We start from the raw sequence: 16,148 nt of genomic DNA on the forward strand, positions 1-16,148 counted from the left end.
CCGGTGGCCACCACCCCGGCGCCGCCGCCGGTGACCACCACCGAGGCGCCGGTCACCACCACCGCCACCGCCGTCCAGCGAGGAGCCACCGCCCCCGCCGCCACCGGCCGAGACCCCATCTCCCGAACCATCCCCTACGACAACGGAGCCCACCACGACCACCCAGGCCAAGCCGATGCAGGTGACCTACTCGGTGACCGGCACCAAGGCACCGTTCGACCAGATCACGATTACCTACGTCGACGCCTCCGGACAACGCCGGACTCAACGCAACGCCTACATCCCGTGGTCGCTGACGTTGACGCCGATCTCCCAGTCGGAGGTCGGCTCGGTGGAGGCATCCAGCATGCTGCGGCTGAGCAAGCTCAACTGCTCGATCACCAGCAGCGACGGTAGGGTGCTGTCCTCCAACAGCAACGACGCACCGGCGACGAGCTGCTGATGGTCGGCCGAAACATCGCAGACCGTTTCGCCCGCCCGGGCCAGTCCCCGGAGGTCACCGACCGGGTGCTGCTCGGTGTCTGCGCCGCGATCTGGCTCACGCTGCTGGGCATGAGCGTGGCGGCGATGGTCGCGCTGGTAGATCTCGGGCGCGGTTTTGAACAGCCGGCCGAGAGCTCGCACAACGGCCTGCTGTACATCGTCATCGGTGTCTCCGCGCTGGTCATCCTGGCCGCTGTCCCGGTGTTGCTGCGGGCCCGCGCAGCCGGCCCACCAGGCGCCGACTTCGCACCCCGGGCCGGAACGCCGGCGCGGCCGGGTGCGCCGCTGCCGCAACGCGGATTCGACGCCCCGGGGCGGCGGGCGGCTACCGAGCGCCCGGCGCTGCCCAACCAGGCCCAGGTGGACCGGGTGCTGCTGCGTGGCATCACCGTGCTCGCCAGCGCCGTCGGCGGCGCCCTGACCCTGGTCGCCGCAGCGACCTATCTCATGGCAGTCGGCAAGGACACCGGCTCATGGGTCTGCTACGGGCTGGCCGGGGCGATCACCCTGGCCATGCCGGTGATCCCGTGGCTGTACCTGCGGCGCCTGGGCGAGGTGCTGGAGCTGCCGTCCCGGTTCGGCTGACGCCGCGCTTACGGCCAGAGCCGAGTCGCTGACCAGTCCGCGCCGTCGCGTTCATAACGCAATCTGCGGTGCCGGCGATCCGGGTCCGCCTGCCAGAATTCGACCGTGTCGGCCCGCACCGCATACGACACCCAGTCGGCGGGGACCAGGGCGGGGGACCGCTCGAGTTCCAGACGAGCCTTCGCCAACGCCGCACTGATCTCCGCGGCATCGCAGTAGGGCTCGCTCTGGCGCCCGGTCAGTGCCATCGTCCGGGCGCCCTCGGAGCGGGCCAGGAAGTCGTCGGCGGCCACCTGCGGCGGGTCGGCCTGCGCGATGCCCTCCACCCGGACCTGGCGGCCCACTGCGGGCCAGTAAAACGTCAGTGCCACAGCAGGATTGCGGGCGAGCTCGGCACCTTTGCGGCTCGCCGAGCTGACCGCGAAATGCCACCCGGCGCTATCGACGTCCTTGAGGATCAATATCCGCGCCGACGGCCGCGACCCGGACACGGTCGACACCGTCATCGCGTGCGGTTCGGTGACTCCGCTGTCGACGGCATGCAGCAGCCACGCGGTGAACAACTTCACCGGATCGTCGGGCGCCCGCACCGGATCGAACTCCGGCGCGCATCCAACCAAAACGGGCAGCCCGCGCAGCAAAGCGCGCAGGCTGCCCGTCGGCGGCTGTGGCCTAGTGCTGCTGGCCGTTGCCGTTACCGTCTTGACGCTCGGCAAGCGCGGTCAGCGCACGCCGCTCGCTGGCGTGTGCGGCCTCGTTGAGCGCGGCGTCCTCGTCGACCGGGTCGGCCGTCAGGAAGCTGCCCCGGCCGGGAGCACCGCCCGAACCGAGCGTGTTCATCTTCTTGGGCAGTGCTGCGCCGGCGTATTCCAGCGGAATCGGGTGGCCGTGTTCGTCGACCGGGCCCAGCGGCTGGTGCAGCTCGATGTAGGCACCGTGCGGCAGCCGCTTGATGATGCCGGTTTCGATACCGTGCTCAAGCACGTCACGGTCACTGCGCTGCAGCCCGATGCACCACCGGTAGGTGACGAAGAAGATGATCGGCGGCAGTACCACCATCCCGATGCGGCCGATCCAGGTCGTCGCATTCAACGAGATGTGGAACTTCCACGCGATGATGTCGTTCATCGCAGCCAGCGTCAGCACCATGTAGAAGCTGATCGCCATGGCGCCGATCGCGGTGCGGACCGGTGCGTCCCGGGGACGCTGCAGCAGGTTGTGGTGCGCGTAGTCCCCGGTGAACCGCTTCTCCAGGAACGGGTAGATGGTCAGCAGGATGAAGACCAGACCCATGATCAGCGCGACCCCGACGGGGCCGGGCACGGTGTGACCCCAGAAGTAGAACTCCCACGCCGGCCACAACCGGGCCAGCCCCTCGGTCCACATCATGTAGAAGTCGGGCTGGCTGCCCGCCGACACCTGCGAAGGCCGGTAGGGGCCCAGGTTCCAGATCGCGTTGATCTGCAGCAGGCCGCCCATCAGACCGAGGATGCCGGTGATGATCGCGAAGAACGCGCCGGACTTGATCGCGAAGATCGGCAGCACACGCACCCCGACGACGTTGCTCTCGGTGCGTCCGGGTCCGGGGAACTGGGTGTGCTTCTGGAACCACACCAGCGCCAGGTGCACGCCGATCAGGGCCAGGATGATGCCCGGGAGCAGCAGAATGTGCAGGGCGTAGAGCCGGGGGATCAAGATGGTGCCGGGGAAGTCGCCGCCGAACAGCGCCCAGTGCAGCCAGGTGCCGATGACCGGCATGCCCAGCGTGATCGACGAGAGCGCGGCCCGGATACCGATGCCGGACAGCAGGTCGTCGGGCAGCGAATAGCCGAAGTAGCCCTCGAACATGGCCAGGATCAGCAGCAGCGACCCGATCACCCAGTTCGCCTCGCGCGGCCGGCGGAACGCACCGGTGAAGAAGATGCGCGCCAGGTGCACCATGATCGACGCGGCGAACATCAGCGCCGCCCAGTGGTGCAGCTGCCGGACGAACAGGCCGCCGCGCACCTCGAAGGAGATGTTCAGTGCCGTCTCGTAGGCTCGCGACATCTGCACACCGTTGAGCGGCTGGTAGACGCCCTCGTAGATGACCTCGGCCATCGACGGGTCGAAGAACAGCGTCAGGTAGACGCCGGACAGCAGCAGAATGATGAAGCTGTACAACGCGATCTCACCGAGCAGGAACGACCAGTGCGTCGGGAAGACCTTGTTGAACTGGCGTCGCAGCGCGGCCGCCGGGTGGTAACGGGTGTCGATGTCGTCTGCTTGACGGGCGAGCAGGTCGCCGATTGCAGGGCTCATGAGGTGCGCTCCCAGAAGGCCGGTCCGACAGGTTCGACGAAGTCGCCGTTGGCGACCAGATAGCCGTTGGCGTCAATGGTGACCGGCAGCTGTGCCAGTGCGCGCGCCGCCGGGCCGAAGACCGGCTTGGCGAAATGCAGTGCGTCGAACTGCGATTGGTGGCACGGGCACAGAATCCGGTAGGTCTGCTGCTCGAACAGGGACGACGGGCAACCCAGGTGCGAGCAGATCTTCGTGTAGGCGAAGAAGTCGCCGAAGTTGAAGCTCTCCTGGCCCGCTCGCTTGACCACCTTGGGCATGTCGTCGGGCCGGATGCGGATCAGCATCACCGGATTGCGTACGCCCATCATGATCTCGTTGAGCTTTTCGCGCGATTCCTCGGTGGTGCCGTCGCCGTCGGACTCCCGCCACGGGAAGACGGTCTCCATGCCGCCGGCGTCGAGGTCTTCGGGGCGCATCTTGACGAACGGGGAGTTGGTGCTGTGGCCGGTCGCCCGGGCCAGGTAGATCGTCTCGCCGTGATAGCGCGGGGTCCAGCCCGAGGTCCACAGCATGGCCTTTTTGCCCTCGGCGGTGTCGACGACCGGCTTCCAGGGGTTCTTGATGAGGCCGCCGGCCCCGGCCACCAAGGTGCCCAGGCCAAACGCGCCGAAGCCGATGCCCAGCGATGCGCCGAGCAGCTTGCGCCGCCCGATCGTGGAGCCCTCGAATGCGTCGGTCAGCTGGGCGCCCACCGTTTTACGGTCCAGCTCGGCGGAGCTGCCGTCGTGGCGTTGCTGGATGGTGATCTCTTCGGGGATGAACTTCTTGACGAACATCACCGCGCCGACGCCGATCAGCAGCACCGAGAGCCCGAAGGTCAGCCCGTACAGCGGAGTGGCCAACGAGTAGGCGAACCCCTCCGGGGACTCCACCGGAGCGTATTCCCACGGCCAGAACAGGAAGATCAGCAGCAGGGCGAGCCCGAAGCCGCCGGCGGCCAGGAACCAGCCGGCGACGCTGCGTTCGGCCCGCTTCTCGGCCCGGGTGTCTGCGACCGGCCAGCGCGGGTCCTTGAAGATCGTCTCCACGCCGTCGAGGCGGCCACCGAGGGCGAGCAGCTCGTCGTTGTCCATCGCGGCCAGCTGGGCCTCGTCGGGAACGCTTGTCTCCTTGCTGACCTCGGTCATGAACGTGCCCCGATCCACATAGCCGCGCCGATGGCAGCGACCATTCCGATAATCCACATCACCATGCCTTCGGGCGCGGGGCCGAAACCGCCGAGCCCGTAGCCGCCCGGATCATGTTCCTCGGTAACGGCTCTGACGTAGGCGATGATGTCCTTTTTCTCCTCCATGGAAATCTGCCGGTCGGAGAACCGCGGCATGTTCTGCGGGCCGGTCAGCATCGCGGTCAAGATCTGCTGCTCGTTGGCCGGTGCCAGGTCGGGGGCGTACTTGCCCGACGACAGCGCGCCGCCGCGGCCGGTGAAGTTGTGGCACGACGCGCAGTTGAGCCGGAAGAGGTCACCGCCGCGGCCCAGGTCGTCGCCGCGCAGCGAGGCCTGCGCGATGCTGCCGTCGGCGTTGCGCACCACGGTGGGGCCGCCACCGTGGGCCTGCACGTAGGCGCCCAACGCGTCGATCTGCTTGTCGTCGAAGTTCGGGTACTTGCGGGGCGCCTGGGCCTCACCGCGTGCCGCGGGCATCCGCCCGGTGGACACCTGGAAGTACACCGCGGCCTCGCCGACGCCGAGCAGGCTCGGTCCGCGGCCGGGCTCACCCTGCAGGTTGGCGCCGTGGCAGCTCACACAAGAGGTGTCGAAGAGCTGCTTACCGGTGCGCAGCAGCGCCGAGGTGGACTCGTCGGCGACCGCGACCTGCGGGGTCGGGGTCACCACCGCCGCCAGTCCGCCGGCCATGGCCAGTGCGACCAGCAGCAGCAGCCCGCCGGACAACCGACGCCGAAGCCGCCGCCGGGCGACGGATTCGTTGGGGCGAGGTCGGGCCCACTTCTTCGGTGTCTTCAACCGAACACTCCTGTTCATCGGGCGGTTGCTCATCGGATGAAGTAGATCGTGGCGAACAGTGCGATCCAGACGATGTCGACGAAGTGCCAGTAGTAGGACACGACGATCGATGCGGTGGCCTGGGCCGGGGTGAACTTGCTCATCGTGGTGCGCATCATCAGGAAGATGAACGCGACCAACCCGCCGATGACGTGCAGACCGTGGAAGCCGGTGGTCAGGTAGAACACGCTGCCGTAGGAGCTCGACGGAATGGTGGTGCCGTGCATGATCAGGTGGTAGTACTCGTAAGCCTGACCGCAGACGAAGAACAGTCCCATGGCGAACGTCAGCAGATACCACCGGCGCAGCCCGAACACGTCGCCGCGCTCGGCGGCGAACACGCCCATCTGGCAGGTGAACGACGACGCGATCAGCACCAGCGTCACCGGGACCGCCTGCCACAGGTTCAGCTCGGTTGGCGGCGGCGGCCAGGCACCACCGGACTGGGCTCGCGCGGTGAAATACATCGCGAACAGCCCGGCAAAGAACATCAACTCACTGGACAGCCACACGATGGTGCCGACGCTGACCATGTTGGGACGGTTCAGCGAATGCACACGCGACGTAATGGCAGTACCCGAGGACCCCACAGCGCTCGTCACATCCGCAAGTATGACGCTATGTAGTTGAAGATCTCCACCCGGGGCGGGCAATTCGTTGGAACTGCTGTTGGCCGCGCGTTCGCGCCGTGTTTCCAGGCGGCTTTGGTGGCGTGCGGGCCGCATGCGACGATCGGCGCGTGGTCGAGCCCGGTGGTGAGGCGCAGCCGATAGCGCAGATAGCACAGTGGCGGCAGGTATTGGGCGGCTTGACGTCCGGCGCGGATCTGGCTCGGGGCCAGGCGGCCTGGGCGATGGAGCAGATCATGGCCGGCAGCGCGACGTCGGCGCAGATCGCCGCCTTCGGCGTGGCCATGCAGATGAAGGGTCCGACGGCGGCCGAGGTCGGGGAGCTGGCCGACGTCATGCTGGCGTACGGCCGCAAGGTGCCCACCGACGAGATCGGCACCGACACCGTGGACGTGGTCGGCACCGGCGGTGACGGCGCCAACACGGTGAACCTCTCGACGATGGCAGCGATCGTGGTCGCGGCCGCCGGGGTGCCGGTGGTCAAGCACGGCAACCGGTCGGCCGGTTCGCTCTCCGGTGGCGCCGACACTCTTGAGGCGTTGGGGGTGCGCATCGATCTGGGGCCCGACGCGGTGGCGCGCAGCGTCGCCGAGGTCGGCATCGGGTTCTGCTTTGCGCCGCAGTTTCAGCCGTCCTACCGCAATGCGTCGGTGGCGCGACGCGAGATCGGCGTGCCGACCGTGTTCAACCTGCTGGGCCCGCTGACCAACCCGGCCCGGCCGCGGGCGGGTCTGATCGGCTGCGCGTTCGGGGAGCTGGCCGAGGTGATGGCCGGGGTGTTCGCGGCGCGGCGGTCCAGCGTGCTGGTGGTGCACGGCGACGACGGCCTCGACGAGCTGACCACGACCACGACGAGCACCATCTGGCGGGTGCAGGCCGGCACGATCGACCGGCTGACCTTCGACCCCGCCGGGTTCGGGTTCGCCCGCGCCGAGGTGGGCCAGCTGCTCGGCGGCGACGCGCAGGCCAACGCCGAGGAGGCCCGGTCGGTACTGGCCGGCACCGCGGGCCCGGTGCGCGATGCGGTCGTGCTCAACGCCGCCGGGGCGATCGTCGCCCACGCCGGGCTATCCAGCAACGCTGACTGGCTGCCGGCCTGGGAGGACGGGCTGCAGCGCGCTGTCGCGGCGATAGACAGCGGCGCGGCCGAACAGCTGCTCGCTCGTTGGGTCCGCTTCGGCGCCCAGCTCTGAGGCCAGCCGCGCCGAGCGGGCCAGGGCCGCCCACGCGGTCCACGGCCCGGCCGAGCCCAGCGGCTCTGCCCATCCGTCGGCCCATCCGTCGGGTTCATGCGCACCCTCGACGGGATCGGCGCGCACGATGCGCACCCCGGGCGTCGCCAGCCAGCGGGCTATGAGCCCGGTCTCCTCGACCAGGGCGCCGGCCAGCGGCGCCGGCTCGGGCACCACCGCCTGGGCGCCCAGCGTGATCGCGTCGACGACGGGCATCGGTGGCACGCCGCGGGCGGCGCAGCCGGCGGCGGCCAGCCGGCCGTGGCGGATCACCGCGAGTTGCCACCCGCCGGAGCCGTCCGGTGCGGCGGCCACCAACTCCGGCAGTGCCGCCAGCGCGCGGGCGCGCTGGCTTCGCCACAGGACCTCAATGGTGGTCGCGGCACGGTCGCGCAGCCGCGCGGCGCTCTCGTAATGCCCCCGGTCGGCCAGCGCGTTCACCTGGTCCACCGCCGCACGCAGCGCGGTGTTGTCGCGGCCGTCGATCAACGCTGCCGCCCGCTCGACGCTGTCGGCGTACTGCGCGGCGGTGAGGTCGGACGCGGCGGGGCAGGGACTGACTTCGACGGGCGGGCAGGTGTGCCGGCCGGTGCGGCTCAAACGCGTTGTACAGGTGCGGATGCCGGTGAACCGTGCGAGCAGGGCGGCGGTTTCGGCGGCGTCGGCGCGGGAGCGGAACGGACCGACCACCCGGCCGTGGCGGGGTGCACGCACCACCGACAGGCGTGGAAAGGCTTCCTCCGACAGGGCGATCCACCACCACCGCCGGGGAAACTTCGACCGGCGGTTGTAGGGCGGAGCGTGCGCGGCCAGCAGGCGCAGTTCGCGCACCCCTGCCTCCAGCGGGTGCGCGCATTCGACGTGGTCGATCCGGGTGGCCAGTGCCACCATCTCGGCAATGCGGCGCCGGCGGTCCGATCCGTTGAAGTAGGCACCGGTCCGGCGGCGCAGGTCGGTGGCGGTGCCGATGTAGAGCACCTCCTCGGACGGGCCGCGGAACAGGTAGACGCCCGGGCAGTGCGGAAGTCCCTCGGCGAGAGTGCGTTTGCGGCGCTGGGCCGGCGTTGCGTGCGACAGGTAGGCGCGCAGGTCGGCGTAAGTGTGTACCCGCTGGTTACCGACCCGCTCGATCAGGGCGTGCAGGACGTCGACGGTGGCGCGGGCGTCGTCGAGTGCCCGGTGGGTGGGCGTGGTGCTGACCGCGAACAGGCGGGACAACTCGGCCAACCGCACACTGGGCGCCTCCTCGCGGCTGAGCACCCGTCGCGCCAGCCGGACCGTGCACAGCACCGGCGGCCGCGGCCAGCCCAGGTCGCAGTGTTGCGCGGCCGCCCTCAGGAAGCCGACATCGAATCCGGCGTTGTGGGCCACCAGCACCGAACCGCGGTCGAACCCGGCGAACTCCAGGAAGGTCGGCAGCACGGCCTCGACGGTGGGTGCGTCGTGCACCATCGCGGTGGTGATCCCGGTCAACCGGACGATCTGGGGTGGGATGCCGCGCCGGGGATTGATCAAGGTGGCGAACTCGCCCTCGACCACGCCGCCCCGCACCTTGACCGCGCCGATCTCGGTGATGGCGTCCGCCGTGCCGTCGGCGCCGGGGGAGGCGCGAGCACCGGTGGTCTCCAGGTCCACCACCACAAAGGTGGTCTCCCGCAACGCCGTGGCGGCCGGGGTGGCGTCGAGCCGGGCCTGGTCGTCGAGAAGGCTCAGCTGCTGCCCTGCATCAGCGCGGCGGGTCATGCCGTGAACCGTAGGCGGACGCACCGACATCGGGTCGAGCCGTTGTTGTCGGTGGCCGCGGTTAGCGTGCCGGCAACCGATCGAAAGGAATCGTCATGGGAGAGATCTCGGACCGCCGCGATGCGCACCGGGCCGATCCGGAACCGGTGGTCATCGACTGTGACGACTGCGCGGTCCGCGGGCCCGCCTGCGGAGACTGTGTGGTCAGCGTGCTGTTGGGCGTGCCGAACGAGCTGCTCGAGGACGAGCGGGCGGCTTTGGCGGTGCTCGCCGAGGCCGGGATGGCGCCGCGGCTGCGCCTGGTTCCCATCCGCGGAGAACGCGGCCCGGCGCGCCGATCCGGGGTGGCCTGACGGCGGCGCGTCGCCTTAGAGTTTTCACAATCCGGGCTGTTAACGTTGCAGCTCGCGATGGACAACGCCGTTGCTATTTCGTAACCTATTCGAGATCTTAGTTTCGGCGGCACGGCCACGCCCCCCCTTGGCAGTGTTAAAGGATGCAATCTTGAAGCTCGAACGTATGCGGTGGAATCTGCGTGCTTTTAGGCGTCCTGCTCTCGGCGTTGCCGCCGGCCTGGTGGCCGGCGTCACGGCTCTGACCGGCAGCTTTGTCGGCAGCGTGTACGCCGACCCGGCTGACGACGCATTGGCGAAGCTCAGCGAGCTGTCCCGGCAGGCCGAGCAGACCACCGAGGCGATGCACACCGCCCAGCTCAACCTCGACCAGAAACTCGCCGAACAACAGGCCGCCGACGCCGCGCACACCCAGGACCAGGCCGCGCTCGACACCGCCCGGCACCAGCTGTCCGGCTACCGGTCGGCGGTCAACCGATTCGCCGCCAGCACCTACATGGGTGGCCGGGTCGGGGGCATGGACGCCATCCTGACCGCCGAGTCGCCCCAGCAGCTGATCGACAAGCTCGCCGTGCAGCGGGTGGTGGCCAGGGACCTGTCGGTGCAGATGGAGCGCTACCGGGTCGCCAGCGACCAGGCCGATGCGGCCGAGCAGGCCTCCGCCAAGTCTGCCGAGGACGCCCGGACCGCGGCCGAGCAGGCCGCTGCGGTGCGCGCCGAACTGCAGGCCAAGCAGAGCCGCCTGCAGCTGCAGATCTCGGTGGTCAAGTCGCAGTATTACGCGCTGACACCGCAGCAGCGCACCGCGATGGCCGAGCCGGGGCCGGGCCCCGAAGGCGTACCGGGGGAGCCGCCCGCTCCCGAGGGCGCGCCGCCAGCCCCCGCGTTCCCCGGATTCCAGCTGCCCGGCTTCCCGGCCCCCGACGCGCCCGGTGGCGCAGGCGGCGGCGCCGCGACCGCCGTGCAGGCCGCGTTGACCCAGGTCGGAACCCCCTACGTGTGGGGCGGGGCCGCACCGGGTGGGTTCGACTGCTCGGGACTGGTGATGTGGGCGTTCAACCAGGCCGGCATCAATCTGCCGCACTCCAGCCAGGCGCAGGCCAACGGCGGTCAGCCGGTGGCGCTCTCGGACCTGCAGCCCGGCGACGTGCTGACCTTCTACTCGGATGCCTCCCACTCCGGGATCTACGTCGGCGACGGCATGATGATCCACTCGTCGACTTACGGTCAGCCGGTCCGGGTGGTGCCGATGAACTCCTCCGGCCCGATCCACAACGCCCGCCGTTACTGAGCGCCGCCGGTTCCGCCGGCCGCTGGCTGCGCTGCTGGCGGCCGAGCTGATCGCCGCCGCGGTGGTGCTGGCCGTCGCGGCTTGGCCCGAGGCTGACGCGCCGTTGATCGTGGGTGATCACCGCAGCGTCGTCGTGGACAATCACGGCGGCCCGCGCGGTGCGGCACTGCTGGGCCGCGTCGAGGCCAACATCGGCGACGCCGTCGAGGCGGTTGAGGCGTTCTGGGGCACCGACTGGGCGTCCCGCATCGAGGTGACGGCTACCGGCTCGGATCGGCAGTTCGCCGCCCTGGCAAACGGGGCCCGCGGGGCCGATGTCGAACAGTGGTCCGACGTCGCCGCGGTCGCGGTGGCCGACCGGGTCGATCCGGAACGTCGGCAGGTGAGCGGCCAGCGGATCGTGTTCGCCCCCGGCGCGGACGCCATGAGCACGCCGGCGCTGCGAATCGTGTTGACCCACGAGCTTTTCCACTACGCGGCCCGAGCCGACACCGCCCTGGATGCCCCGCGCTGGCTCACCGAGGGGGTGGCGGACTTCGTCGCCCGCCCCGCCCCGGATTCGGCCCGCGCGCCGGTGCCTCCGGTCGCCCTGCCTTCAGATGCCGACCTGGACGCCCCCGGCCCGGGCCGGGCACAGGCCTATGACCGGGCGTGGGAGTTCGCCCGGTACGTCGCCGCCCGGTTCGGCGCCGCCAAGCTGCGCGAGCTTTATGCGTCCGCCTGCGGTCCCGGACATGTGGACCCCTCGGTGGCCGTGCCGCTGGTGCTCGGCGTGGATCTAGCCGACCTGCTCGCCGGGTGAGGGCAGTGGCGCAGCTAGCATCCCTGCAGTGAGCCGGGTCCTGCTGGTTACCAACGATTTTCCGCCGCGTCCCGGCGGCATCCAGTGCTATCTGGAAGAGCTGGTGCGTCGCATCGCCGGCTCGGGACGCCACGACGTGACGGTGTATGCACCGCAGTGGAAGGGCGCCGAGGCATTCGACGAGGCGGCGACATCGGCCGGCTACCAGGTGGTGCGGCATCCGGGCACGCTGATGTTGCCGGGCCGGGCCGTCGACCGCCGGATGCGCCGGCTCATCTGCGACCAGGCCATCGACACCGTCTGGTTCGGCGCGGCCGCCCCGGCGGCGCTGCTGGCGCAGCGGGCGCGCACCGCCGGCGCCACCCGGGTGCTGGCCAGCACCCACGGCCACGAGGTCGGCTGGTCGATGCTGCCGGTGGCCCGCTCGGTGCTGCGCCGGATCGGCCAGACCTGCGACACGGTCACCTTCGTCAGCCACTACACCCGCGGCCGGTTCTCCTCGGCGTTCGGGCCCGACGCCGCGCTGGAACACCTGCCGCCCGGGGTGGACACCGACCGGTTCCGGCCCGACCCGGGAGCGCGGGCCGAACTGCGGCTGCGGCACGGGCTGGGTGAGCGGCCTACGGTGGTGTGCGTGTCGCGGCTGGTGCCGCGCAAAGGCCAGGACATGCTGATCCGGGCGTTACCGGCGATTCGGCAGCGGGTGCCGGGGGCGGCGTTGGTGATCGTCGGCGGCGGCCCCTACGCCGAGACGCTGCACCAGCTGGCCGCCCAACACGGGGTGGCCGATGCGGTGACCTTCACCGGCGGGGTACCGGCGGCCGAGCTGCCGGCCTACTACCTGCTCGGCGACGTCTTCGCGATGCCGTGCCGCACCCGGGGTGCGGGACTCGACGTCGAGGGGCTGGGCATCGTGTTTCTGGAGGCGTCGGCGGCCGGTGTCCCGGTGATCGCCGGTCGCTCCGGCGGTGCACCGGAAACCGTGCTGGACAAGCGGACCGGGCGGGTCGTCGACGGCCGGTCCGTCGCGCAGATCGGTGACGCCATCAGCGAACTGCTCGCCGACCCCGACCGGGCCGCCGCGATGGGCGCCGCGGGACGCGACTGGGTGACCGGTCACTGGTGCTGGGACACGCTCGCCGGACGCATGGCCGACCTGTTGCAGGCCTGAGCCGCCGGGGGGGGCATGCGGCGCTGAACCGCCGGGTCAGTCCTTGGCGTAGATCGCCTCGATCGAATCGGCGAACTTCTCGGCGACCACCTTGCGCTTGACCTTCATCGTCGGCGTCAGCTCACCGGTGGCCTCGGTGAAGTCGACCGGCAGGATCGAGAACTTGCGGATCGACTCGGCGTGCGACACCGCCAGGTTGGCCTGCTTGACCGCCGCATCCACCTCGGCCATCAGGTCCGGGTCGGTGACCAGGTCCGCGGCGGTGGCGGTGCTGGACTTGCTGTTGCGCTGTTTCCAGCCCTCGATGGCCTCCGGGTCGATGGTGATCAACGCGCCGATGAACGGCTTGGCGTCGCCGACCACCATCGCCTGGCTGATCAGGGGGTGGGCGCGCAGCTGGTCCTCGAGCACCGCCGGAGCGACGTTCTTGCCGCCGGCGGTGACGATGATCTCCTTCTTGCGGCCGGTGATCTTCAGGTAGCCCTCGGCGTCGATGTCGGCCAGGTCGCCGGTCTTGAACCAGCCGTCGGAGAACGCCTCGGCGGTGGCCTGCTCGTTGCGCCAGTAGCCGCCGAACACCACACCGCCGCGCACCAGCAACTCCCCGTCGTCGGCGATGCGCATGCTGTTGCCGGGCACCAGTTTTCCGACGGTCCCGACCTTCATGCCACCGACCGGGTTGACGGTGACGGCGGCGGTGGTCTCGGTCAGGCCGTAGCCCTCGTAGATGGACAGCCCGACGCCACGGTAGAAGTGGCCCAGCCGTTCGCCCAGCGGCGCACCGCCGGACACCGAGGCGCGGCAGTCACCGCCCAGCGCCGCGCGCAGCTTGTGGTAGACCAGCTTGTCGAAGAGCGCGTGCTTGGCGCGCAGCAGCAGCCCGGGACCGCCGCGGTCGGTGGCCTCGCTCCAGTCCACCGCGGTCTGGGCGGCCATCTCGAAGATCCGGCCCTTGCCGTCGTTGGCGGCGTTCTGCGCGGCGGTGTTGTAGACCTTCTCGAACACCCGCGGCACCGACACCACCACGGTCGGCTTGAACACCGAGAACATCGGCACCAGATTCTTGATGTCGCTGGTGAACCCGACGGTGACCCGGTTGGTGAAGGCCGCCAGGGTCAGGGCGCGGGCCAGCACGTGCGCCAGCGGCAGGAAGATCAGCAGGCGCTGGCCCGGCCCCAGCAGGGTCGGCAGTGCGGCCTTGGTGCCGCGCACCTCGTAGATCAGGTTGGAGTGGGTGAGCTCGCAGCCCTTGGGGCGCCCGGTGGTGCCCGAGGTGTAGATCAGCGTCGCCGGGTCGGTGACCTTCAGCGCGTCGAGGCGTGCGGTGACCTGCGCCGGGTCCTGGCCGGCGGCGGCTTCGGCGAGTTCGTCCAGGCCTTTGGGCCCGGATCCGTCGATGGTCAGCACCCGCCGCAGGGCGGGCAAGTCACCGGCGAGTTCGTTGATCATCTGGGCGTGGGCGTCGGTTTCGGCGAACGCCAGCACCGCGCTGGAGTCCTCCATCACCCAGCGCACCTGCTCCGCCGACGACGTCTCGTAGATCGGCACGGTCACCGCGCCGATCGACAGGATCGCGAAGTCCAGGATGGCCCACTCGTAACGCGTCGCCGAGAAGATCACCACCCGGTCGCCGGCCGCCACGCCCTGGGCGATCAGACCCAGTGCCGCCGAGCGGATGTGGGCGGCGGCGGTGGCGCAGGTGACGTCCGTCCAGGCCCCATCGACCAGACGCTGAAAGATGACGTAGTCGGGATTGTCGCGCTCGTGTTCGAAGACTACTGCGGCGACGTTGTCGTGCTCCTCGACGGTGAACGACGCGGGAACACTGAACTCACGCATGCGATGACCTCTCTTGGCGACCTGCTGTCTGTGTGCCCAGCCTAATAGCCGCCCGACGACCGGTGTGACGGTGTTCACTGCCGGGGCAGCTGCGCACCCGCTGCGTTCCGCGTGCGGGCGTCATATGTGAAGCTGAAGCGATGAACAGTATCCAGGTAGCCGACCAGACGTTCATCGCCGCACCCGGCGATCAGGTCGGCGCCGTGGTCGCGGACCGGTCGAGCTGGCAGCGGTGGTGGCCGGACCTGCAACTCCAGGTGGTCGAGGATCGCGCCGAGAAGGGCGTTCGATGGACGGTGAGCGGGCCGCTGACCGGAACCATGGAGATCTGGCTGGACCCGATGCTCGACGGGGTGTTGCTGCACTATTTCCTGCACGCTGAGCCCACCGGCGTGACCGGCCGCCAGCTGGCCCGGCTGAACCTGCCGAAGCTGATCCACCGCCGCCGGGTGGCCGGAAAGCGGATGGCTTTCGAAGTGAAAGCTCGCCTCGAGCGGGCCCGGCCGGTCGGTGTCGGACCGGCCGTCGGGAGCTGACCCGCCGCTGAACGGGCGGGCGCCCGGCGCGGCGAGGTACCGTCTCTGCCGAGGGCCGGTGGCAGGCGCAAACAAGTTAGGGAAGTAACCAGGTGGCGGACAAGACAGCTCAGACCATCGTCATTGCGGCGGATCCTGACACGGTGATGAAGGTGATCGCCGACATCGGCGCCTACCCCGATTGGGTTTCGGAGTACACCGAGGCCGAGGTGCTCGAAACCGACTCCGACGGCTACCCGAAGCAGGCCCGGCTGGTCCTGGACGCGGCGGTGCTCAAAGACACCATGGTGCTGAAGTACGACTGGGCGGCTGATCGTCGCTCGGTGCGCTGGTCGTTGGTCTCCAGTTCGCTGCTCAAGGCCCTCGACGGTGAATACCGTTTGGCGCCCAAGGAATCCGGAACCGAAGTCGTCTACGAACTGTCGGTCGATCTGATGATCCCGATGATCGGTCTGCTCAAGCGCAAGGCGGAGCGGCGCCTGACCGACACCGCGCTCAAGGACCTGAAGAAGCGAGCCGAGGCTGAGTGAGGCCGCCTGAGGCAGGAGCGCACACCGCGCTTCCAGTGGCGCCGATCAGTCTGTTCGTCGGCAAAGGCGGGGTAGGCAAGTCCACGCTGGCCGCTGCGACTGCGGTCGCCGACGCGCGCGCCGGCCACCGGGTGCTGCTGATCTCCACCGACCAGGCGCACTCGGTCGGCGATGTGCTCGGCGTGACGGTAACGCCCAGCGGCGCACGCGACCCCGTTTCGGTGGTGCTCGACGACGCCGGTCCCGGCGGGCTCGACGTGCTGGCGCTGGACACGCTGGCGTTGCTCGAGGCGCACTGGACCGAGGTCGTCGTCGTGCTGTCCGAGCGGTTCCCGGAATCGGATTTGGGAAGCGTTGCCCCCGAAGAACTTTCGGCCCTTCCCGGGGTTCAGGAGGTGCTCGGACTGCATGAGGTCGGCGAGCTGGCGCACAGCGGCCGGTGGGATCGGATCGTCGTCGACTGCGCGTCCACCGCCGATGCGATGCGGATGCTGACGCTGCCCGCCACGGTGGCGCTGTATGCCGAGCGATCCTGGCCGCGGCACCGCAGATCCGCTCGAGCAGCTCGACCAGGGCGGCCGATCTGCCCTCGGTCGCACTGAGCCT

The 16,148-nt window shown here is 69.8% G+C and carries 14 protein-coding genes and 3 pseudogenes; 10 read left to right on the forward strand and 7 right to left on the reverse strand.

Translation table 11 applies throughout. The features are described from left to right. Both A5648_RS10440 and A5648_RS10445 read left to right on the forward strand, forming a co-directional pair. Positions 1–442 (forward strand): annotated as a pseudogene (locus A5648_RS10440) (MmpS family transport accessory protein); the annotation flags it as partial. Further along, positions 442–1,068 carry a DUF2561 family protein gene (locus tag A5648_RS10445; RefSeq protein WP_065024477.1) on the forward strand — a complete coding sequence of 209 codons (627 nt, stop codon included), beginning with the start codon at positions 442–444 and terminating at the stop codon, positions 1,066–1,068. The pseudogene A5648_RS10440 and the gene A5648_RS10445, both read left to right, overlap by 1 nt. Positions 1,069–1,076: 8 nt before the next feature. Here the strand turns inward: A5648_RS10445 and A5648_RS10450 are convergent, their stop codons facing one another. The 5 genes from A5648_RS10450 to ctaE are packed head-to-tail and all read right to left on the reverse strand — an operon-like array spanning position 1,077 to position 6,018. Further along, the gene (locus A5648_RS10450) at positions 1,077–1,688 is read right to left on the reverse strand and encodes a pyridoxine/pyridoxamine 5'-phosphate oxidase (RefSeq protein ID WP_082966424.1); all 612 of its coding nucleotides are present in this window, start codon (positions 1,686–1,688) and stop codon (positions 1,077–1,079) included. Between the two features lie 52 nt (positions 1,689–1,740). Beyond that, complete coding sequence (gene qcrB, locus A5648_RS10455) at positions 1,741–3,369, reverse strand: cytochrome bc1 complex cytochrome b subunit (RefSeq protein WP_065024478.1); 1,629 nt, start codon at positions 3,367–3,369, stop codon at positions 1,741–1,743. Beyond that, positions 3,366–4,538 carry a cytochrome bc1 complex Rieske iron-sulfur subunit gene (qcrA, locus tag A5648_RS10460; protein WP_065024479.1) on the reverse strand — a complete coding sequence of 391 codons (1,173 nt, stop codon included), beginning with the start codon at positions 4,536–4,538 and terminating at the stop codon, positions 3,366–3,368. The genes qcrB and qcrA overlap by 4 nt, the downstream gene beginning before the upstream one ends. Continuing rightward, complete coding sequence (gene qcrC, locus A5648_RS10465) at positions 4,535–5,395, reverse strand: cytochrome bc1 complex diheme cytochrome c subunit (RefSeq protein ID WP_082966425.1); 861 nt, start codon at positions 5,393–5,395, stop codon at positions 4,535–4,537. Before qcrC ends, qcrA begins: the two co-directional genes overlap by 4 nt. A gap of 11 nt (positions 5,396–5,406) precedes the next feature. Then, entirely contained in the window at positions 5,407–6,018 is a 612-nt protein-coding gene (ctaE, locus tag A5648_RS10470; RefSeq protein WP_082966421.1) for an aa3-type cytochrome oxidase subunit III, read from the reverse strand. Positions 6,019–6,155: 137 nt separating this feature from the next. Here ctaE and trpD point away from each other — a divergent pair, with 137 nt between their 5' ends. After that, complete coding sequence (gene trpD, locus A5648_RS24595) at positions 6,156–7,238, forward strand: anthranilate phosphoribosyltransferase (protein WP_082966422.1); 1,083 nt, start codon at positions 6,156–6,158, stop codon at positions 7,236–7,238. On the opposite strand, the pseudogene A5648_RS10475 reads toward trpD, so the two are convergent. Then, positions 7,176–9,050 (reverse strand): annotated as a pseudogene (locus A5648_RS10475) (DEDD exonuclease domain-containing protein); the annotation flags it as partial. The gene trpD and the pseudogene A5648_RS10475 overlap by 63 nt on opposite strands. A gap of 65 nt (positions 9,051–9,115) precedes the next feature. Between A5648_RS10475 and A5648_RS10480 the strand changes: the two are divergent. The 4 genes from A5648_RS10480 (at position 9,116) to A5648_RS10495 (ending at position 12,637) form a co-directional block, all read left to right on the forward strand. Further along, complete coding sequence (locus A5648_RS10480) at positions 9,116–9,373, forward strand: hypothetical protein (RefSeq protein WP_065024483.1); 258 nt, start codon at positions 9,116–9,118, stop codon at positions 9,371–9,373. A 166-nt stretch (positions 9,374–9,539) separates the two neighbouring features. Further along, a complete protein-coding gene (gene ripC, locus A5648_RS10485) occupies positions 9,540–10,664 on the forward strand; it encodes a peptidoglycan hydrolase RipC (protein WP_207511653.1) in 1,125 nt (374 codons plus the stop codon). A gap of 64 nt (positions 10,665–10,728) precedes the next feature. Beyond that, positions 10,729–11,466, forward strand: coding sequence for a hypothetical protein (locus A5648_RS10490; RefSeq protein WP_065024490.1), 738 nt, complete (start codon positions 10,729–10,731; stop codon positions 11,464–11,466). Between the two features lie 28 nt (positions 11,467–11,494). Continuing rightward, on the forward strand, positions 11,495–12,637 hold the full coding sequence (locus tag A5648_RS10495; RefSeq protein WP_065024484.1) for a glycosyltransferase family 4 protein: 1,143 nt from the start codon (positions 11,495–11,497) through the stop codon (positions 12,635–12,637). A 36-nt stretch (positions 12,638–12,673) separates the two neighbouring features. Here the strand turns inward: A5648_RS10495 and A5648_RS10500 are convergent, their stop codons facing one another. After that, positions 12,674–14,476 (reverse strand): AMP-dependent synthetase/ligase, encoded by a 1,803-nt coding sequence (locus A5648_RS10500; protein ID WP_065024485.1) that lies wholly within the window; start codon positions 14,474–14,476, stop codon positions 12,674–12,676. A 140-nt stretch (positions 14,477–14,616) separates the two neighbouring features. Between A5648_RS10500 and A5648_RS10505 the strand changes: the two genes are divergently transcribed. From A5648_RS10505 to A5648_RS10515, 3 genes and pseudogenes are all read left to right on the forward strand, one after another. Further along, positions 14,617–15,012: an SRPBCC family protein gene (locus A5648_RS10505; RefSeq protein WP_065024486.1), complete on the forward strand. Its 396-nt coding sequence runs from the start codon at positions 14,617–14,619 to the stop codon at positions 15,010–15,012. Between the two features lie 92 nt (positions 15,013–15,104). Beyond that, on the forward strand, positions 15,105–15,542 hold the full coding sequence (locus tag A5648_RS10510) for an SRPBCC family protein (protein ID WP_065024487.1): 438 nt from the start codon (positions 15,105–15,107) through the stop codon (positions 15,540–15,542). Beyond that, positions 15,539–16,105 (forward strand): annotated as a pseudogene (locus A5648_RS10515) (ArsA family ATPase); the annotation flags it as partial. The gene A5648_RS10510 and the pseudogene A5648_RS10515, both read left to right, overlap by 4 nt. Between the last annotated feature and the right edge of the window lie 43 nt (positions 16,106–16,148).

Source organism: Mycolicibacter sinensis (assembly GCF_001673565.1).
In the GTDB taxonomy this organism is placed as follows: Bacteria; Actinomycetota; Actinomycetes; order Mycobacteriales; family Mycobacteriaceae; genus Mycobacterium; species Mycobacterium sinense_C.